Consider the following 18,570-nt stretch of genomic DNA (forward strand, 5'->3'; position numbering starts at 1 on the left):
GTTATAGCGGCTCACACAGTGGTTCTATGTTGATGATAGCGAACATCAAGACGATTTCACGGAACTGCCGATACTAGCCAAGCGCTCGCACGGCATCGCCGAGCGAGCGCTTTGTTGTCGAGTAGGATGTTTCGGCCATCCACCGCTGAGAGTAGCCTTTTGCCCGGTTCAGAGCGTTTTTCGCGGCCGCGTTCGCTGACGAGCCGCGATAATGAACGAGGTAATCGATGTCGTGTGCGGCGATTTCGTACTCGGTGTGCCAGTCTTGGAAGCCGTTGTCGGCGGCGACGGACTGCAGGTCGTCCGCGTTTCGCCGGACGACCTGCGGTCCCGTCTTCGTGTCATGCTTCCACCGCGCTGTGATGTGAACGTCGAGAACAGTAAGCGACTCCACATCAGTCAATGTCGTCACTTTCAGCGTCTGTATCGTCCGTCCTGCCCGCTGGCGAAAGTACGAGGAGGCACGTCGCCGGTCGAAGAACGTGCTGTCAAGCGCAGCGTGTCCGGACTGCGGGTGCTGCTGCGCGGAAACGCGCAGTAGCGCCCGCCATACCCATATTTTCAGCCGATCAAACGACTTGTAGATCGTGCTGTAGTCTGGGAGATCGTCTGGATCTAAGCCGAGTGCGTCACGAATCTCGGCCATATACTTCAGCCGATTCGGCGTTTCTCGGTAGCTGTGGCCGTCTTCGAGCCGAAGACAGTGTAGCACAACATGTTTCCAGCGGGCGAACCCGCCGCTGGCGGGTTCGCCCGCGTGCTTTCCCAACGCTTGTTTGACTAGGCGACGACACTGCTCAACGAAGTCGAGGAGATCGACTTCCATGGACAGAATCGATTTCCTCGGCTTCGTCCTTCTACCCCGTGATACTAGTCGATTAGATCGCTATTCAACACAGCAATACCAACAGATTTGTTAGCATTGCCAATAACATTCCAACCGATGGATAGAGAAATACGAGTATTACACTTGATAACTAGGTTTACTGGTGGCGGTGCTGAAAAGACTACTATTAATTCAATTAGAGCACTTCTGAAGACAAGCGATAATTATGATGTTCATTTAGGCTTCGGTGCTGAATATGATACTGAAGAAATTAAAAGAGCCGAGGATCTTGGGATAACGACGGTTAATTTCAAGTCTATCCGACACTATAATATTTTTAGTTCTGTCTGGGCAGTTTTAATGGTTTCCATCTATCTCTGGAAAAATAATATTGATATAATACATACTCACAGTACGGAAGCTGGAATTATTGGGAGACTAAGCGGTAAATTGGCTGGAACTCCTGTTATAATACATGAGGTTCATGGTGACCCTGTCACAGATGACCGCAATCCCTTGCTAAACTGTTTTATCAAATATATGGAAAGGATCACCGCTAAATTTTCGACAAAAATCATTGTGAAGTCGAGAATAATAAAACAAGAATATCTCCAACGAAAGATCGGTGAGGATGAGCAGTATGAATTAATTTATCATGGTGTTAATTTAGACAAATTTCGAGAAGCTGAACCACTTAACTCAATTTCTTCTGATTCAAAGGTATCTATACTATTCGTTGGTCGTATTGAAGAAGGGAAAGGGATACCAGATCTTATTGATTCCTTTGAAAGAATCAATCATGAACTGCCTACAGAACTACTTATCGTTGGTGATGGTGAGCAGCTGCCATTTCTCAAAGAAGTAACAAGAAATAACAATGTCGATGATGTATCGTTCCTTGGCCACCGTGATGATGTCCCTCAAATCATGGCTGCGTGTGATGTATTAGTTCTTCCTTCGTACAGGGAAGGCACACCTAGAGTGATAACAGAAGCGATAGCCAGCGGGATGCCTGTGGTCGCCTCAGACATCGCAGGTATACCTGAGCAACTCGAGCAAATCGAAGCAGGTTATCTGGTCCAACCTGGCAATGTTAACGAATTATCGGGTGTACTCGAACATATCATTGAGTCAATTCACAGCAAGAATTTGAATAATGATGTCAATCCAAACATGGCAAATTTTAGTATAGAGAACTCAATGTGTAAATATCAGGAATTGTATAATAAAATCACCAATGAATATACTAGCAATAACTGAGTCGAGGTCCGAGAAAGTTGTTGGACCAATAAATAGAATGGAAAATTCACGTGTGATTGTAATTAGTGGTTCATCAAGCCAATTATATTCTTATTTTAAATTTGTCTTTCAACTTATCCATCACCTATGGAGTAGATCTCCCGACGTGGTATTAGTTAATAGGGATGGGCCAGCTTCTTTTATTACTACTAGTATCTCTTTTATATTCCAAACACCTGTGGTCATTAGATTGGGGGGAGATCCATGGCAAAATCATCATCAAAAGATTAGGGAGTACTATAGCAAGAAAGAGTGTCTTGGTATTGCTAAACACTTGATACTATACTCAATCAATCACCTCGCTTTTAGATCTTGTAGTGGATTTATTGTGGTGTCAAATGAAATGAAAGATATTGTGTGTAATAAATTAGGTGTATACGAAAGCGACGTACAGGTTGTACATTCGTCAGTTGATATGAGTCCGTTCTTTTGTCAGAACTCTGTCTTAGAAACCGCTGATATCCAGCAGTATGAACAATATACTATATTGACAGTGGCAAATCTGGACTTCTACGGCAAATATGATGGTATATGTCGAATGCTACCATCTATACGTGATTTCCTACAAAAAAATAAGGAAGCAAAATATATTATCGCTGGATCGGGTATATATCTAGACAAACTAGAAAGTGAAATAGATCGGATAAACAATAGTGAAATTAAAGAAAGAATAGAATTACTTGGATATGTAGATAATGTCGTGAATTTATATGAGGATTCCGATGTTTTTGTATATTGTTCTTTTTTTGATGGCTATCCAAATGTAATTCTGGAAGCACAACTTTCTGGAATCCCGGTAATAACGAACGCAAAACACGGAATGATTGAGCAAGTGGTGCACAATCAAGATGGGTATTTGATTGATGAACCTTCTGAATTTGAGTATTATCTCGATATGTTATATAAAAACCCAAAAATATACGATAAAATAGTCTACAATGCTAAAAAAAAGGTAATCCACTACAATAACCATTCCCGTGCCGCTGAGGATATCCGTAATTCTATAGGAAAAATTCTAAACGGCTAGGTTTCAGAGTCAGAACCTCACAAAATATCACTGGCTAGATCAGTTTGAGCTACCAACTTACAGCTAATAAAATGCTGTGAACCATCCAACACGCTGATCGAAGAGTGAGCTATCACCACTCATTATGGAACCTACCGACAACTGGTTGTTATGTAGTCGCTCTTGTGAAGTACATTGTTGGTGAGTCAGAGAACTCCTCGAATAATCTGTTTCAGTGCTTCTCGTCCCGGTTTGCGGAGGATTCGTCGCCGAAGTTGGAACGGTCTGAGATACGCTGTCAGTTTGTCCTTTGAGACGCCTCGATGCGGCGAGAGCCACCGTCGCGCCAGCGACGTGTGGCTCTCGCACGTGTTCACGTGTGCGTCTCCATCAACGTACTCGCCGTCACCGTGAATCACTGATTCTCGGTGGAAGCTCTCGTCATCGTCGAGTGGATCGTAGGCTCGAAATCCGTCAGTATAGACAGTCAGCGACTCCTTCTCGTGGTTGTCGAGAAGGAGTCGCACCGTCGCTTTATCGGCGGATTTCGCTGGGACGACGTATCGCTGGCCGCTGCCGCGATCAACGAGCGTGAACACTGGCGGTTTGTCCCCCTCATACCTTCCTCGTCCGCGTTTCGAGAGGGCACGCGAGCGCGACTCTTGGTCGCGCTCGCGGCCTTTCTTCCCGGCAGAGACGTAGAACTCGTCGATCTCAACCGGACCAACGAGGTGGATGGCTGGCGCGTCGAGCGTTCTGGCGAACTGCTCGACGCGCCGGCGAAGCGAGCGATACGAAACATCAATTTCAGCGTCTAGCTGGCGGATACTTGTGTTGAACCGGAGGAACGAGTAGAACGCGAACAGGAGCTTGCCGAGGCCGATCTTCGCGTGCGCGAAGATCGTGCCGGTTTTGTCGTTGAACGTGCGGTCGCAATCCTTACAGATATACCGTTGATACTCTCGATAGCTGCCGTGTTTGATCACCGACTCAGACCGGCAGCGCGGGCACTGGAGGCCCTCGCGCCAGCGAACCTGCTCCAGCAGGTTCGCGGCGCTCGCCTCTGAACTCAGCAATTCAAATGGGAACATTGCGTTCGGGCGACGCGTTCGCGTCACCCTTGCCTGCTACGCTTTCACAGCGACAGCTCTACCCGACCAACAATCTGCTTCGGAAGAGCGTATGTAGTTAATTTGTAGAGGGACCCCGAACACGCGGTAGAATTGGTGTGTTGACTCAATACGAAAGAGAACGACACGAGTCACTTGTCAGCAATTTCTATTTTGGTTTGCTGGAATAATTTGAGAAACAAGCAATTTGTCGTTTTACACTGCGAAGATAGGCCGACGGTGTTCCAATTTCTATGATGAATGATCTGAAACTGGAGAGAAGTCCTTGAGAACACATTTATGAGATGTCCGCCTGTACAATAGAGGTACAACTCATTGTTAGCTTGGTGTCTCCTTCGGAGGTCGCGGATAAACGCTAGGATGAATATACCTGTGTAGGGATCTGCGCCCGCATGCGTCTAATCGCAGTTTGGTCGATCGTAACACGATTTGGGCTCGGATCGTTAGATGGCTGTAGATTAGTCTCTGAATTCAGTTGTGAATCGCTGTAATGCTCCACTTGACACTCAATACTAGTAGAAATGCCAAGGTAGTTAAATTTGTACACAGATAATTTGAAACACTGAGGATGCGTTTTAATTTGACGCTGTGGATAAACATCTATGTGTGATGTTTGAAGTTATATATTTAGTTTAAATGGATAATTTTGGAAAAAACTGGATATCCCATCTTATCGTCTATTTTGTGCGCAATCTGTTTGTCATCTGATGAGAAGGCTCCGGTTAGTGTTAACATATATACATAGCTAATTACAACTACTATTGGCAGAGCAACAGCAATGAGAATCTCTGAGTCAAGTTTTGAAGCAAGAGACCAACCTAGTAGAATAGGGATGACTGCCGCCAAGTATGTTCGAAATAGTTGTGAAGTATATGGGTGTATATTTTTGAAAAAATAGATCTCAATGATACCAGCAAATCCAGCAACTGTAAGAGCACTTGCAGTACCGATTCCGGCACCGAGAATACCCATACGTGGAACGAGTATGATATCGAGTATTACATTAATAACAACCAATAGTATTGAGTTAAAAAGCGTCAAACGAGTGAATCCTAATCCCTCTAGGACCATTCCTTCAGGGCCTGAAAAAGCGTTCAGCATATATCCGATTACAAGGGCAATTAGTGCGGTATTCGCTGCTGTGTATTCATTTGTGAAGAATATCGATAAATAGGCTTCAGGTGCTAGTGCGAGTGTAATCGCGATCGGAAGTGATAGCATTGTTACCCACCGCGTAGCAAGTTGGAACCTCCTCCGGATCGTAGCTGTGTCCGAACTTGCTTCTGCTATCATTGGTTTGAATATTGGAGTAATGGCTGTTAGTACGATCAGAAGGTTACTGCCGAGGAGATACGCGACTTGATACTGACCGACTTTGCTTGAAGTTAAGTAGTAACCAATGACGAAGAAATCGATTTGACCGACTATAGAGTAGATTACACCAGCAAGCACTAGTGGTAACGAGTATGAAATGAGCGCTCGGTTTGAGATCGGTTGAGCAGTTGTCTCGCGAAACCAGTCCAATTCGTATAAAAAGAATGTAATGCCAAATAATATAGTGACAGATATTCCGATTAGATGCCCACCAACCAGTCCAATGATTCCTGCTCCCCAATATAAAAGAATAATAATACTAATGGTTCGCGTGATCGGATTTATTATGTTTTTCATTAAGACTCTGTACTTTATTTCTTTTACACTATTAAAAGTAGTTAATAATATATCATTGATAGTCTGAATCGGAATTAGGAGGCAGAATATAAGAAGTACAAATCCTAATTGAGGTTCCTCAAATACGCTTTCGATATACCCACGAGAGATTACTAACAGAATAGCTCCGATCATAGAAGAAACAATGCCGATTACAAACGCGTTTTGTAGTGTTCTCTTTGCTTGGCCATAGTTTAATTCAGTCAAATATTTTGGGACAAAGTAATCAAGTGAGCGGTGTATGCTCAGGCTCGCAAAGCCCTGAACAAATATAACTATTGACAGTCCTAAAACGAACGTACCGTATTCCGATGAAGATGTTAATCGTGTGGCTACTGCTACGAATAAAAATCCGAGTAGCTTGCCAACGACGTTCCCGGCTAACCCGATTCCTCCCTGTGTAGCAAGGGTTGATGCGCCGTCGTCATTTTCATCGCCCATACTTAGCTGAGATAACCTAGATCGTCTAGCCGATCTTCAAGCTCAGATTCCTCTTCACTACTCCACTCACGACCTGTGTGACTGGACTTCCCGTATTTATCCGTCTTTGTGATCTCTCGCTCTTCTTGAATCTCCGCTGAAAACAGATCTGATAATACTCTCCCGTCCATGCTATTCGGTACCGGTTGTTCGAAGAGATACAATAGTGTTGGTGCGATATCCATTACCGAACTATTTTCAACCGAGCCAGTATCAAATGATGGTCCACTTGCGACGAGTATCCCGTCTCTTCGATGGTCTCCAGTCCGTTCTGCTCCTTTCTGTGATGAAGACTGAAGTAATGTCTCAGACTGTCCGCCTTTCAGTGTATACTCCGGTTTTGTTATGGCCACGAGATCTGGCGCGTCTTCAATTGCCCATCCTTCATATATTTCATCTTTTTCGTACACATTTTCAAGCAAATCATCCCCGGTTTCAGGATGCTGAATAGACTGTAGCGATCGTTTGATCTCATCTACTAGAGTGTCGTACTGATCTTCTGTTATTATCCCTTTAGTGAATTTCTCTTCAATATTAATAAAGAACCCCTGTCCTGAAAGTGTGGTAAAGAACACATCCGTCTTTTCCCAGTCGACATCATTACGACGTTCACTCTTGAGACGCTGGCCGGTATCGACCCAAGATGCTGGTACAATCGATCTAATAAACTTATCTAAATCAGCCCGTTTGATAGTCTTCCAGCCTGCTTCAATTGAGGCTGAGATAACAGTCTTTGTATTAAGCGAAAGAGACTGACGCGTCAGAAATCCCTCTTGCTCAAGCCATTCATCGATATGAATATCATGAGTTAACGGGCCGAAACCATGATCTGAAATCACTAGGATATCACAATCTTCATCAATGTTATTCAGAATCCGACCAATTCCTTTGTCAACCATCTCGTAGTACTCTTCGATAGCTCCATCTAATTTTTTGTCTTCAATGTAACGTGGATGTGACTCATCGAAATACTTCCAGAAGAAATGCTGTACTCGGTCTGAACCATCGTATACGGTCATCCCGAAATCGGTGTCAAATTGGTCTAATAACTCGCAAAAAACATCTGTTTGATGCTCTGCCACGTCATGTAGATTATCTCTGAAAGCTTCAAGATCTCCTTCGCTTTTTAGAGACCCATCTTCAAATAAATCATCAACGGGACCAACTTTTTCAGACAACGACTGCGGTACGGCAAAATCATCGACAGTACTCGGCGTCGGGAATCCCGTCACCATATATCCAGAAACCTCGTCCGGGGGATAAGTAAATGGAATTTTAAATAACCCTGTCGATGTATTATGATCATTCATAACTTTCCAGAACGGTGTTGCTTTCCGATCTGTTGAGTTTATTGAACGTCGCCGATAATCCTCATCGAACCAACTAAAATCGTAAACACCATGTTTCCCCGGGTTGGTTCCGGTTTGAATCGAGTTCCAAGCTAAAGGTGAAACTGGTGGTATCGTCGATTCAAGTGGGCCAGAAACACCCTGTTCCTTGAGTCGGGCGAGATTCGGTAGTCGGCCGTCGGCGATCAAGGGACTGATGACATCCCATTCTCCCCCGTCAAGCCCGATCACCAGCGTATCCATGTACTCTCGTTAATAACAGGTCATTATTAATGGCGTGATTCCATATTCTGCTTCAATAAGATTAAGAGACTCCTGAAACAGGTACTATCTATGATTCATGGTGTAGATGTCCGCGACCTCCAAGTCAATACCGACGAACGGGGACACCTCGTTGAGATGTTCCGCGAGGACTGGGACGAGTACAACCCGGAACCCGCTATGTCCTATTACTCGATGAGCTACCCGGGAGTGATTCGGGCGTGGCACCGCCATATCCGCGGCCAGATCGACCACTTTGTCTGCCCCCAAGGCCGTATCAAAGTCGGTGTGTACGACGATCGCGATGACTCGCCGACGCAAGGTGAGGTGAACACCTTCGTTATCGGCGAACACAACCAACAAGTCGTCCGAATCCCCGGCTTGTGCTGGCACGGCTTCAAGGTAATCGGCAACGAACAGGCGCTACTCGTGAACTTCCCGACGAACCTCTACGACTACGAGGACCCCGACGAGGAGCGACTTCCACACGACACCGACGAGATTCCGCTCGACTGGGAGGCTGACCCCCACGAATGAAGGGCGTCCTCCTCGCCGGTGGGACCGGCTCGCGCCTGCGTCCCATCACGCACACGGGTCCGAAACAGCTCGTCCCTGTCGCGAACAAACCGGTGATCCAGTACGCGATCGAGGACCTCCGCGAAGCGGGAATCTCGGAGATCGGCGTCGTCCTCGGCAACAAGGGTCGCGAGGCGATCCAATCGTTCCTCGGTGACGGAAGCGACTTCGGCGTCGATATCACCTACATCGTCCAGGGGCGACCCCTAGGGCTCGCCCACGCGGTCGGCTGTGCGGAGTCGTTCGTCGACGGCGACGACTTTGTCGTCTACCTCGGCGACAACATGCTCAAGCGCGGCATCGTCGATGTCGTCGACGGGTTCCGTGCTGGCGAGTTCGACGCCGGGATCGCCCTCCAGGAGGTCGACAACCCGACACAGTTCGGAATCGCGGATGTCGACGAAGATGGCAGGGTCACTCGGCTCATCGAGAAGCCGGATGATCCTCCCTCGAATCTCGCGCTTATCGGGATCTACGTCTTTACTCCGCGCATCTTCGACGCGATCGAGGCGATCAAACCCTCGTGGCGCGGCGAATTGGAGATCACCGACGCGATTCAACACCTGCTCGACGACGGCGGCGCGATCGACTCTCAGGTCGTCGAAGGCTGGTGGAAAGACACTGGAAAGCCGGAGGACGTACTCGAAGCGAATCGACTGGTACTCGAGGGCCTCGAAGCGACACGGGCTGGCTCCATCGACGCGGACGCCAAAGTCGAGGGCCGGGTCGACCTCGCAGAATCCTCACAGATCGAATCGGGGGCGGTCGTCCGCGGACCCGTGTCGATAGCCGAGAACACAACGGTCGAAACGGGCACGTACGTCGGACCGTACACCGCGATCGGCGCAAACTCCACGATCCGAAACGCTCACATCGAGAACAGCGTCGTGGTCGGGGAGACCGAGATCACGACGAGCGGGCGGATCATCGATAGCTTGATCGGTCGTGGAGCCGCGATCGGAAGCGCCGAAGGGAAGCTCCCGGAAGGTCGTCGACTCGTGGTCGGCGAGAACTCACAGCTCGAACTGTAACCATGCGTGTCATCACCCTCGAATGTCCGGACTGTGGAACCGTCGTCGCCGCGAACGAACTCGAAGACAATCGGATCATGAAGTGTCCCGGCAGCGACTGTGAGACCGTCCTCCGGTTCGATGACCTCTCGGAAGACGACCAGTCGTTCTATCTGGAGAACAAAGAACAGTACCGACTCTAAAGTAGATCTGCGAGATCTTCTGCGAGCGTCGACTGGGGACGATCGAGTGCCGCTTCCACCGCCACCGTATCGAGACACGTGTACTGTGGTCGTTCCGCGTCCCGATCGATATCGTTCATTGAACTCTCCGTGAGCGTCGCGTCCGCGAACCCCGCTTCCTCGACGATTTGTTCGCCGAACTCGTAGGGCGTGACACAGGATCGGCTCGCGACGTTGAACGTCCCCTCCTGATCGGCTTCGAGGAGATCTAACAGGGTCTTGGCAGTCGCCTTTGCGTACGACGGTGACACTCGTTGATCGGTGAACAACGGGATCTCGTCGCCCTTGCGTGCCTTCTCAAGAACCCACGCCGGGAAGCCCGATACTGATCCGTCCGGTAGAGAACGACCGTACACGAACGACAGGCGGGCGATTAGTGGATCTGGATGTGTCTCGCGAACACGACGCTCCCCCGCGAGTTTCGATTCGCCGTACACTTGTTTTGGGGCGGGTTCGGCAGTCTCCGAATAGGGTGCTGTCTCCTCACCGCCAAAGACGTAGTCTGTCGAAGTGTGGATGAGTGCGGCGTCAGCGCTGTCAGCGGCCCGCGCCACGTGTTCGGCACCGTCTACGTTGACCGCATGAGCTTGCTCCGGATCGGTTTCACATCCGTCAACGTCCGTCATCGCCGCACAGTTGACGATCGCGTCAGGATCGGCTTCGGTGACAAGATTGTCTACCGCAGTCGATGAGGTAATATCGATCTGATGGCTCGGACAGTCAAATTTCGGCTCCCCTGAGTGGTATGCGGCCACGACGGCCTTGCCCCGGTTGAGTGCGACCGATGTGACGTTTCCACCCAGTAAGCCGTTCGCGCCCACCACGAGTACCCGCATGCGGACCGGTCTGATAGATAGTGATTTATAGGTGACGACGTACCCTCGAACCAATGCGTGTGCTCGTGACCGGCGGCGCCGGGTTCATCGGTTCGAACTTTGTCCACTACCTCCTCGAAACGACGGACCATCACGTCGTGACGCTTGATTCGCTTACTTACGCCGGGACGACTGAGAATCTCTCCGAAGTTCTTGACAACGAGCGTCACCGGTTCGTCGAGGGGGATATTCGAGACGAAGAGCTCGTCGGTGATCTCGTCAAGGACTGTAACGTAATCGTCAACTTTGCCGCCGAATCTCACGTCGACAGGTCTATCCAAGACGCCGAACCCTTCGTCTCGACGAACGTCGACGGAACGCGAACGCTACTCGATGCTGCGCTGGAACACGACCTCGATTCCTTCGTCCAAATCTCGACTGATGAAGTGTACGGCACAATCGAATCTGGAAGCGTGACCGAAGAGGCGCCTCTCGATCCGAGAAACCCCTACTCGGCGACAAAAGCGAGTGCCGACCTTCTCGCATTGAGTTATCACACGACGCATGATCTTCCAGTCATGGTGACGCGGTCGTCGAACAACTACGGTCCCTACCAGCACCGTGAGAAACTCATCCCGAAGTTCATCACACGCGCGGCCGCAGGTGAGACGCTTCCGGTGTACGGCGACGGCTCGAACGTTCGTGAGTGGCTGTACGTCGAGGATAACTGTCGAGCGATTATGACCGTGCTTGAAAAGGGCGCTCCGGGGGAGGTGTACAATATCGGAAGCGGAACGGAGCTGACGAACATTGATGTCACCGAACGAATCATCGAGATGGCGGGTGGCTCGGACGATCAGATCGAATTCGTCGAGGACCGTCCCGGTCACGATCAACGATACTCCCTTGATGCGACCAAACTTCGATCGCTGGGATGGGAACCGGAACGAAGCTTCGAGAATGGGTTAGCAGAGACCGTCGAACACTATCTCTAAACTTCTTTTCAGGAGAGTACTAGCTCGTTGCCCGCGGTGTAGACCACTATCCTAAACGCGGTCTTAACGAGAGGACCACCACATTGACGAGCATTTTCAGTCGGTTATCGACTCATAGTGTACGTGCCCACACTACAGCAAAAGAGGGAAAGTAGATTTCGTGTGTTCTCCCGCGCACGTCCTACCGGGGATAGCGTTGAGAGAGAGTAGATTTCGTCTGTCTTGCTTTCCTCGACGGTGGCGCTCATCCGTGACTTACCGATTGGCTCGTGTCGACCGTACTCCTGTGTCGTCTGTGCCCAACGAACCCGCATTCAGAAAAGAAAGAGAGAGTACGTTTCGTTTGTCCTCCGATGTACTGGCAGTGGTCGCTCGCATCGGTGATTACTGCGTAGCGAATCGCGTGTGACTGGACAAGACAAATGAGACAGACAAAAGCAGGTTTTAAATATAACAAATGGCCTGTGACGAACGAGGAAATGACCGGACCGTTCAACGACGTCGAGCGTTCGATCTTCACCGCCAAGGAGGTGCTCTCCGAAGACTACCAACCCGATCAGATACTCGAGCGCGACGAGGAGATCGACGAGTATCGCCACGCGCTCGAAGACGTGCTCTTCGGCCGGACGCCACAGAACATCATGTTGTACGGGAGAGCTGGACTCGGCAAGACCGCGGTGACGAAATACATGATGGACGCGCTGCGGGACGAGGCCGCGAAGCGGCCCGACGCGGACGAGCTGTTCGTCCACGAACTGAACTGTAACGGACAGACCGTGTACTCGGTCGTCCGAACACTTGTCAACGAACTGCTGCCGGAGGGTGCGAGCGAGTTCCCGAAACGGGGACTCAGTACAGCTGACGCGTTCGAGGAGCTGTACGCGCAATTCGATCGTCGGGGTGGAACGCATTTCGTCGTGTTCGACGAGATCGACCATCTCGACGATGTCGACACGCTCTTGTACGAACTTCCGCGAGCGCGCTCGATTGGCCACATCACGAACTCGAAGGTCGGCGTCATCGGGATCAGTAACAACTACACCTTTCGACAGGGCCTCTCACCGAAGGTCAAGGACACCCTCATGGAAGCCGAAATCTCGTTCAGCCCGTACGACGCCAGCGAGCTCCGGGCTATACTCGCGGACCGAGTCGACCGCGCGTTCGTCGACGGCGTCTGTGACGACTCTGCCGTCGCGAGGGCCGCGGCGATCGCGGCGAAAGACAGGGGAAACGCTCGTCAGGCGATCGACCTTCTCCGGGTCGGCGGCGAGGTGGCGAAGAAGCGCGGCGACGACGGCGTCAACGATTCGCACATTGTCGAGGCCCAGGACCTCGTCCAGCGTGGTCGATTGCGCAACCGGATTCGAGACCAGACCCAGCACGCCCAACTGCTGCTCGAGACCCTCGCGTACCTCGAAGGACGAGGCGAGACGCCGGCGCGTTCGAAGACGATCAAGACCCGGTACGAGCGCGTGGCGGACTCACACGCGGTGGACCCGCTCACGACGCTGAAAAGCATTCAGAACCACCTCTCGGACCTCCACATGCTTGGCTTTCTCCAGCGCACCGACCGGAATCGCGGCGAGAGCGGCGGCCGGTACTACGAGTACGGTCTCGATCTCGACCCCGAGATCGTCCTCGACATCAGAGACGAGATCGAAACGGAACGCGACCGGTGACATCCCGCCGCGAAGACAGACGAAACGTACTCTCTCGCTTTGCTGGCGAGCGAGTGGGAATCCAATGACCCTACCAGAGTCGTTCCCGAGACAGACGAAATGAGGTGTGTCTCTTCGTCACCGCCACCGCACGCGATCGAACTCGGAAGCTTCCGTAATACGCCGGTACGGCGACTATGCCCGTAGATACGCGCCGAGGCCCCCTGTTCGAACGCGAGCGTTACCCCGGTCGAACACTTGACGCGGTGGGGTGCGATACGAGACCAGTCGTTGGTCGTCTCCGAGAACACTCGACACGGTGGGGTGTCAGGAACTCGTCCCACTCTCCCCGCGCACCAACCCGCTCGCCCGCTCAATGTCGTCCGGGATGTTCACGTTCACGCGCTCACCCACCCGAACCGTTTCGACCTCGTACCCCGCTCGCACCAACAATCCCACGGCCTCGCTCAGCTGGTACTCGCCTTCGGCCGACGGCCGGAGCAGCGCACACGCGTGAAAGACGTCTTCGGGCAACACGTAACACCCGGTCGTCACGAGCGTCGACGGCGGCTCAGCCGGCTTCTCAACGATCCCAGTCACGCGCCCTACCTCGTCCGTCTCGATCACGCCGGTCGTCGCCGCGACCTCTGGCGACACCTCTTCGACCGCGAGCACGGCGTCCGCCTCTGCGACAGCCTCCACCGCGGGCGCAACGCTCCCCGCGAAAACGTTGTCGCCGTTCACGAGCAGGAACGTCCCGTCGACGTGTGGTTCCGCCTGAAGTACGGCGTGCCCGAGTCCCAGCCGCTCGCGCTGGTGGGCGTACGTGATCGGGACGCCCTCGAAGGCGTCGCCGAACCGGTCGACGATCTGGGCCGCCTCGTACCCGACGATTACGACCAGCTCGTCGGCTCCGGGATCGATACCGAAGGGTCCGGATCGCGGTCCGCGGACCGTCGCCGGACGTTTTCTGACGACTGACTCGTTTTCTATCGATTCGACGCATATGCTGGTATCTTCGTTTCGAACAACCGCTGAAGCGCGGTCCACAGAACTTCTGTCGGAGCAGATTTCGAGAACTCTGCGCGGAGCCGGTCCGATTCCTCGGCTTCCCGGTTTTCGTACTGAAAGTGTACCGAACCCAGACCCGGGTGATCCTCGTCGCGGTGCCACCCACAGTTGAACCCCGTGTTCGGGTCCGCGTAGTGGATTCGATAGTATTCCGTCTCTCGTCGAAACCGCCACTCCACTTCGAGTATGGGGGAGTTCGGACCGGTTGGCGGCTCAATTCGATCAGGAGCGACGGTCGCCCGAACGTATTCTTTCGAGATACTGTCCGGCTCAAAGCCAACGGTCGTAATTTTGGGATGTCGATTCAGGACATCACGAAGCCCGGTATAGACGGACGCGTCGATCGTTCCCGGCAACCCCATCGTTCAGACCGGAACCCCGTCTCGATCGGTCGCCCAATCGTACTCTTTGAGCGCTGCCTTCACAACCGGCAACCGGTCAGCGAGGTGGTCCCACTCGCTGGCGATCGCACGCCGTCTCTCGGCCTCGTCAGGGGCAACGTCGGAGACACTTGCGAGGAGTTCGCTCGGCGATTCGACGTCGTACTCGGCTTCCCACTCCGCGATCTGCGCCCGCATCGACTCCAGGGCGTCGGCGAGTTTCTCCCGGTCGTGCTCGCGCTGGAGGGCCGCGACTTCGCGATAGGTCGCCATCAGCTGATCGACGCAGTAGAGTGTCTGGCCCCCGCGGTCGGTCTTCTGTAAGACGTTATCCTCGACGAGCTGATCGAGGTACTTCTGGGCCGTCTTCGTCGTGGTTTCGGTTTCTTCGGCAACCCACGATGCGGTTCGGGGCGTTCGGAGCGTTCGCGCGGCCGCGCGAACTCGCTCACCTCGCGTCATCGAGGGAGCGTTTGAATCGGCAGCGTCCGTTTCGTTCGGCATAGGGCCTCCTATGCCCGGCGAGAATATATATCTAAGGGATTGTAGATATTTTCACCTCGTTTTTGAGCCTGTCGCAGACGTTCCGGTTTGAATCTCGGCCGTTCGCCGCCACCGCCGGACCGTTTCCCGCTGGATGTCCCCTATCACGTCGTCGACCGGAGATGGGCGTTTCCGTCCTGTCCTCCGTGGCCGTGTCGAAACGAATACTTCGAAAATACTCGAGGCGGTGGGGTATTAGTTCCTCTCGCTCTCCCCCCGGATCAATTCGCCTGCCCGCTCAACGTCGTCCGGCGTGTTCACGTTCACGCGCTCACCCACTCGAACCGTCGCGACCTCGTACCCCGCCCGCACCAACAACCCCACGGCCTCGCTCAGCTGATACTCGCCCTCGGCCGACGGCCGGAGCAGCGCACACGCGTGAAAGACATCTTCAGGAAGCACGTAACACCCGGTCGTCACGAGCGTCGACGACGGCTCGGCCGGTTTCTCGACGAGTCCCCTCACGCGTCCCCGCTCGCCCGTCTCGATCACGCCGGTCGTCGCCGCAATCTCGGGCGAGACCTCCTCCACCGCGAGCGCGGCGTCCGCCTCCCCGACAGCCTCCACCGCCGGCTCGACACTCCCGGAAAAGACATTATCGCCGTTCACGAGCAGGAACGTCCCGTCGACGTGCGGCTCCGCCTGTACCACCGCGTGCCCGAGCCCCAGCCGCTCGCGCTGGTGGACGTACGTGATCGGGACGCCCTCGAAGACGTCGCCGAACCGGTCGACGATCTGCGCCGCCTCGTAGCCGACGATCACGACCAGCTCGTCGGCTCCGGCCTCGGCCGCCGTCTCGAACACGTGCGCGAGCAGGGGACGCCCCGCGACCTCGACGAGCCCCTTCGGTCGGTCGTCGGTCAGCTCGCCGAGTCGACTGCCGCGCCCGGCAGCGGGGATGACCGCGTCCATACGGGGACTGGGACACACCAGCAACCTCAATTCATTGGTCGCTATAATACGCTCGTGTTGAGAAAACCAGAGAGGTTGTCGAACACGAGTTGATACCTCTCTTGAGTAGCCGATATGCTGTTGTATACCACAACAGCTATGGTGATGTGGTGCGAAACATCAGATATCGATAGCACCCGACGACGTGCGTGTGTTGGAAGACACGGAACGGCGCTTTGCGGATGGCACCGTTCTCCGTGTCCGCGTGCTGAGCGTGCCGGAGTCGGAGAAATTCCCGGATGGTGTCAAGTACCGGCTTCATTTCGGTACTGAAGACGAGACGACGCTAATACGGTATGACAACTCCCACGGCGTCCACGAACGACACACGTCCGATGGACTTGACGACGACTACCGATTTCCCGGCTACGGGGCGGTCCAAGAGCGCTTCTGGACGGAGGTCGAACAGTTGCGCGACGAAAAGCCATCACAGGACGACGACAACCCATGACACAGAACACGCTCATTGTGACCGTTGAATCGATCGGTGCTGTTCAACAGCGCACTACCGAGGCATTCACGCAGGCACTCACCGGCGATGAAGCGGGAGAGGACGCTCCCCACCGTCTGAGTTTCGAAACGACCGACCAGCTGGCACAGGTCTTCACACCGCGCGCGATCGACCTTCTTCAGGCGATCGCACAAGAAGAGCCCGCGAGCATCCGCGAGGCCGCTCGGGTCGTCGATCGAGACATCAAACAAGTTTCGGAAAACCTCGAACGGCTCGAAGGATACGATGTCGTCGAGTTCGTTGCTGAGGGGCGAGCCAAGCGTCCCGTCGTCCCCTACGACGAAATTGACATCCAACTCCCGCTCCGGGAGACCGCAGAGCGGGATGCTGCCTCGGTGTGATGCGCGTAGAACACGCCGGTGTCGACGAAGACGCTCATCCGTACAGGACATCGTCGATGTCGTCTTCGCTCGTTTCGACACCGGAGGCGATCGTCCCCTGGTTGAATTCCTCGAGTTCCGTTTCGTTCAGGGCTGTCGTTCCATCTCGGAACGAATCCACGAACTCCGCGCGGGAGTCGACCGCCGATTGAATCAGTGTCGATAGAACTTCTTGTTGGGTGACCTTCTTCCCCGTTTTGAGCCGAATCTCCGCCTGTAGCTCTTCGAGTTTGGATTTTGCGTCTTCATCCATCTTGACCGCTGTTGACATACAGTTGAGTTGTGACTACAACACAGCTAATGTTTCCACCAAATTGTTGCCGGGCCCCAGCATCCCGTGGCTGTCTTGTAGCCCGATTAAGTGGTCGCCTACGACTCCCGCACTAACGGCTCGTACCACTCGCGATTCGCCTGATACCACTCGATGAACTCCCCGACGCCCTCCGCGATCGTCCGCGAGGGCTCGTACCCGATCACCTCGCCGGCCTTCTCGACGGACGCGTGCGTGTGTTCCGCGTCGGCCTCGCGCGCTGGCTCGTACTCGATCTCCAGATCGGGCGCCAACTGATCCCGAACTGTCTCGGCCAGCTCCTGAATCGAGATGTTATCTGAACTCCCGATGTTCAACACGTCGCCGTCGGCCGCGTCCGACTCTAGCAGCGTCCGGTTCGCGTCCACGATGTCGGCCACGTACGTGAAGTCGCGCGTCTGTTGGCCGTCTCCATAAATCACCGGCGGCTCACCGTTCACACACCGCGAGACGAAATTCGAGATGGCCATGTTCGGCCGCATCCGCGGGCCGTACACGGTGAAGTAGCGCAGACACACCGTCGGCAGGCCGTGGAGCTCCGTGTACACCCGCGCCATGTGCTCCTGTGTGAGCTTCGTCACGCCGTAGGGACTCACGGGCTCGGTCGGGTGGTCCTCCTCGTAGGGTAACGAGCGGGGCTTCCCGTACACCGACGACGAGCTCGCGAGGATCACTCGCTTCACGTCCGCCCCCTTCGACGCCTCTAAAAGATTTACCGTCCCGTCGACGTTGATACCGGTCACATTCTGCGGATTTTTCATACTCTCGCGAACCCTGGCCTGTGCGGCTTGGTGAACAACGACATCCGTATCGGCGACAAGCTCTTTAACAGTGTTCGGGTCTCGAACGTCGTCCTCCACGAACCGGTAGTCGACATCTCGCTCCTCGTCTACCTCGCGGTGGATGTCGAGCGTGTGGCGCTTGATCCCCTCGGCGTAGAAGGGTTCGAAGTTATCGAGGACCGTCACTTCATGGCCGTCTTCGAGGAACGACTCGGCGAGGTGGCCGCCGATGAATCCGGCCCCTCCCGTCACGAGGACTCGCATAGCGACTCTTCCGGTGGCCGA

Annotated in this window: 19 protein-coding genes and 1 pseudogene; 10 read left to right on the top strand and 10 right to left on the bottom strand. The window is 53.4% G+C overall.

Going from position 1 to position 18,570, the window contains the following annotated elements; all coding sequences use genetic code 11:
• Window position 1 precedes the first annotated feature (1 nt).
• Window positions 2–826: pseudogene (locus BM286_RS06505) on the bottom strand (IS5 family transposase).
• Between the two features lie 117 nt (window positions 827–943).
• On the opposite strand from BM286_RS06505, the gene BM286_RS06510 reads away from it, so the two are divergent.
• A complete protein-coding gene (locus BM286_RS06510; protein ID WP_092920770.1) occupies window positions 944–2,086 on the top strand; it encodes a glycosyltransferase in 1,143 nt (380 codons plus the stop codon).
• 145 nt (window positions 2,087–2,231) lie between these two features.
• Window positions 2,232–3,152 carry a glycosyltransferase family 4 protein gene (locus tag BM286_RS06515; RefSeq protein ID WP_167603341.1) on the top strand — a complete coding sequence of 307 codons (921 nt, stop codon included), beginning with the start codon at window positions 2,232–2,234 and terminating at the stop codon, window positions 3,150–3,152.
• 185 nt (window positions 3,153–3,337) lie between these two features.
• On the opposite strand, the gene BM286_RS06520 is transcribed toward BM286_RS06515, so the two are convergent.
• The 3 genes from BM286_RS06520 to BM286_RS06530 form a co-directional block, all read right to left on the bottom strand.
• Entirely contained in the window at window positions 3,338–4,222 is an 885-nt protein-coding gene (locus tag BM286_RS06520; protein WP_092920771.1) for an IS1595 family transposase, read from the bottom strand.
• Window positions 4,223–4,888: 666 nt separating this feature from the next.
• On the bottom strand, window positions 4,889–6,412 hold the full coding sequence (locus tag BM286_RS06525; RefSeq protein WP_143103856.1) for a flippase: 1,524 nt from the start codon (window positions 6,410–6,412) through the stop codon (window positions 4,889–4,891).
• A gap of 2 nt (window positions 6,413–6,414) precedes the next feature.
• Entirely contained in the window at window positions 6,415–8,043 is a 1,629-nt protein-coding gene (locus BM286_RS06530; protein ID WP_092921326.1) for an alkaline phosphatase family protein, read from the bottom strand.
• Window positions 8,044–8,133: 90 nt separating this feature from the next.
• On the opposite strand from BM286_RS06530, the gene BM286_RS06535 reads away from it, so the two are divergent.
• From BM286_RS06535 to BM286_RS06545, 3 genes are read left to right on the top strand one after another with little or no spacing between them, the layout of a single operon-like run.
• Window positions 8,134–8,598, top strand: a complete 465-nt coding sequence (locus BM286_RS06535; protein WP_092920772.1) for a dTDP-4-dehydrorhamnose 3,5-epimerase family protein — start codon at window positions 8,134–8,136, stop codon at window positions 8,596–8,598.
• Window positions 8,595–9,668: a glucose-1-phosphate thymidylyltransferase gene (locus tag BM286_RS06540; RefSeq protein WP_092920773.1), complete on the top strand. Its 1,074-nt coding sequence runs from the start codon at window positions 8,595–8,597 to the stop codon at window positions 9,666–9,668. Before BM286_RS06535 ends, BM286_RS06540 begins: the two co-directional genes overlap by 4 nt.
• Before the next feature lie 2 nt (window positions 9,669–9,670).
• Window positions 9,671–9,850: a hypothetical protein gene (locus tag BM286_RS06545; RefSeq protein ID WP_092920774.1), complete on the top strand. Its 180-nt coding sequence runs from the start codon at window positions 9,671–9,673 to the stop codon at window positions 9,848–9,850.
• Here the strand turns inward: BM286_RS06545 and rfbD are convergent.
• Window positions 9,847–10,725 (bottom strand): dTDP-4-dehydrorhamnose reductase, encoded by an 879-nt coding sequence (gene rfbD, locus BM286_RS06550; RefSeq protein WP_092920775.1) that lies wholly within the window; start codon window positions 10,723–10,725, stop codon window positions 9,847–9,849. The genes BM286_RS06545 and rfbD overlap by 4 nt on opposite strands.
• 53 nt (window positions 10,726–10,778) lie before the next feature.
• Between rfbD and rfbB the strand changes: the two genes are divergently transcribed.
• On the top strand, window positions 10,779–11,699 hold the full coding sequence (gene rfbB / locus BM286_RS06555; protein ID WP_092920776.1) for a dTDP-glucose 4,6-dehydratase: 921 nt from the start codon (window positions 10,779–10,781) through the stop codon (window positions 11,697–11,699).
• Window positions 11,700–12,178: 479 nt separating this feature from the next.
• Window positions 12,179–13,378, top strand: a complete 1,200-nt coding sequence (locus tag BM286_RS06560) for an orc1/cdc6 family replication initiation protein (protein ID WP_092920777.1) — start codon at window positions 12,179–12,181, stop codon at window positions 13,376–13,378.
• Window positions 13,379–13,684: 306 nt separating this feature from the next.
• Here BM286_RS06560 and BM286_RS06565 read toward each other — a convergent pair whose 3' ends face one another.
• Window positions 13,685–14,227, bottom strand: coding sequence for a sugar phosphate nucleotidyltransferase (locus BM286_RS06565; RefSeq protein ID WP_245779339.1), 543 nt, complete (start codon window positions 14,225–14,227; stop codon window positions 13,685–13,687).
• Between BM286_RS06565 and BM286_RS15825 the strand changes: the two genes are divergently transcribed.
• Entirely contained in the window at window positions 14,123–14,338 is a 216-nt protein-coding gene (locus BM286_RS15825; RefSeq protein WP_245779341.1) for a hypothetical protein, read from the top strand. The genes BM286_RS06565 and BM286_RS15825 overlap by 105 nt on opposite strands.
• A 455-nt stretch (window positions 14,339–14,793) precedes the next feature.
• Here the strand turns inward: BM286_RS15825 and BM286_RS06575 are convergent, their stop codons facing one another.
• Both BM286_RS06575 and BM286_RS06580 read right to left on the bottom strand, forming a co-directional pair.
• Window positions 14,794–15,270 (bottom strand): DUF7342 family protein, encoded by a 477-nt coding sequence (locus tag BM286_RS06575; RefSeq protein WP_092921330.1) that lies wholly within the window; start codon window positions 15,268–15,270, stop codon window positions 14,794–14,796.
• A gap of 276 nt (window positions 15,271–15,546) precedes the next feature.
• Window positions 15,547–16,263 carry a sugar phosphate nucleotidyltransferase gene (locus BM286_RS06580; RefSeq protein WP_092920779.1) on the bottom strand — a complete coding sequence of 239 codons (717 nt, stop codon included), beginning with the start codon at window positions 16,261–16,263 and terminating at the stop codon, window positions 15,547–15,549.
• Between the two features lie 169 nt (window positions 16,264–16,432).
• Between BM286_RS06580 and BM286_RS06585 the strand changes: the two genes are divergently transcribed.
• Both BM286_RS06585 and BM286_RS06590 read left to right on the top strand, forming a co-directional pair.
• Entirely contained in the window at window positions 16,433–16,753 is a 321-nt protein-coding gene (locus tag BM286_RS06585) for a toxin-antitoxin system TumE family protein (RefSeq protein ID WP_092920780.1), read from the top strand.
• A complete protein-coding gene (locus BM286_RS06590) occupies window positions 16,750–17,154 on the top strand; it encodes an HVO_A0114 family putative DNA-binding protein (protein ID WP_092920781.1) in 405 nt (134 codons plus the stop codon). The genes BM286_RS06585 and BM286_RS06590 overlap by 4 nt, the downstream gene beginning before the upstream one ends.
• Before the next feature lie 34 nt (window positions 17,155–17,188).
• Here the strand turns inward: BM286_RS06590 and BM286_RS06595 are convergent, their stop codons facing one another.
• The gene (locus BM286_RS06595) at window positions 17,189–17,464 is read right to left on the bottom strand and encodes a hypothetical protein (RefSeq protein ID WP_092920782.1); all 276 of its coding nucleotides are present in this window, start codon (window positions 17,462–17,464) and stop codon (window positions 17,189–17,191) included.
• 98 nt (window positions 17,465–17,562) lie between these two features.
• Window positions 17,563–18,549 (bottom strand): GDP-mannose 4,6-dehydratase, encoded by a 987-nt coding sequence (locus BM286_RS06600; RefSeq protein ID WP_092920783.1) that lies wholly within the window; start codon window positions 18,547–18,549, stop codon window positions 17,563–17,565.
• Window positions 18,550–18,570: the final 21 nt, after the last annotated feature.

Origin of the sequence: Halorubrum sodomense (assembly GCF_900111935.1) — an archaeon.
Taxonomy (GTDB): Archaea; Halobacteriota; Halobacteria; order Halobacteriales; family Haloferacaceae; genus Halorubrum; species Halorubrum sodomense.

Coding starts and splice junctions, on each gene's coding strand:
- BM286_RS06510 (WP_092920770.1), top strand. CDS start 944: ATGGATAGAGAAATACGAGTATTACACTTGATAACTAGGTTTACTGGT.
- BM286_RS06520 (WP_092920771.1), bottom strand. CDS start 4,222: ATGTTCCCATTTGAATTGCTGAGTTCAGAGGCGAGCGCCGCGAACCTG.
- BM286_RS06525 (WP_143103856.1), bottom strand. CDS start 6,412: ATGGGCGATGAAAATGACGACGGCGCATCAACCCTTGCTACACAGGGA.
- BM286_RS06530 (WP_092921326.1), bottom strand. CDS start 8,043: ATGGATACGCTGGTGATCGGGCTTGACGGGGGAGAATGGGATGTCATC.
- BM286_RS06535 (WP_092920772.1), top strand. CDS start 8,134: ATGATTCATGGTGTAGATGTCCGCGACCTCCAAGTCAATACCGACGAA.
- BM286_RS06540 (WP_092920773.1), top strand. CDS start 8,595: ATGAAGGGCGTCCTCCTCGCCGGTGGGACCGGCTCGCGCCTGCGTCCC.
- BM286_RS06545 (WP_092920774.1), top strand. CDS start 9,671: ATGCGTGTCATCACCCTCGAATGTCCGGACTGTGGAACCGTCGTCGCC.
- rfbD (WP_092920775.1), bottom strand. CDS start 10,725: ATGCGGGTACTCGTGGTGGGCGCGAACGGCTTACTGGGTGGAAACGTC.
- rfbB (WP_092920776.1), top strand. CDS start 10,779: ATGCGTGTGCTCGTGACCGGCGGCGCCGGGTTCATCGGTTCGAACTTT.
- BM286_RS06560 (WP_092920777.1), top strand. CDS start 12,179: ATGACCGGACCGTTCAACGACGTCGAGCGTTCGATCTTCACCGCCAAG.
- BM286_RS06575 (WP_092921330.1), bottom strand. CDS start 15,270: ATGACGCGAGGTGAGCGAGTTCGCGCGGCCGCGCGAACGCTCCGAACG.
- BM286_RS06580 (WP_092920779.1), bottom strand. CDS start 16,263: ATGGACGCGGTCATCCCCGCTGCCGGGCGCGGCAGTCGACTCGGCGAG.
- BM286_RS06590 (WP_092920781.1), top strand. CDS start 16,750: ATGACACAGAACACGCTCATTGTGACCGTTGAATCGATCGGTGCTGTT.
- BM286_RS06595 (WP_092920782.1), bottom strand. CDS start 17,464: ATGTCAACAGCGGTCAAGATGGATGAAGACGCAAAATCCAAACTCGAA.
- BM286_RS06600 (WP_092920783.1), bottom strand. CDS start 18,549: ATGCGAGTCCTCGTGACGGGAGGGGCCGGATTCATCGGCGGCCACCTC.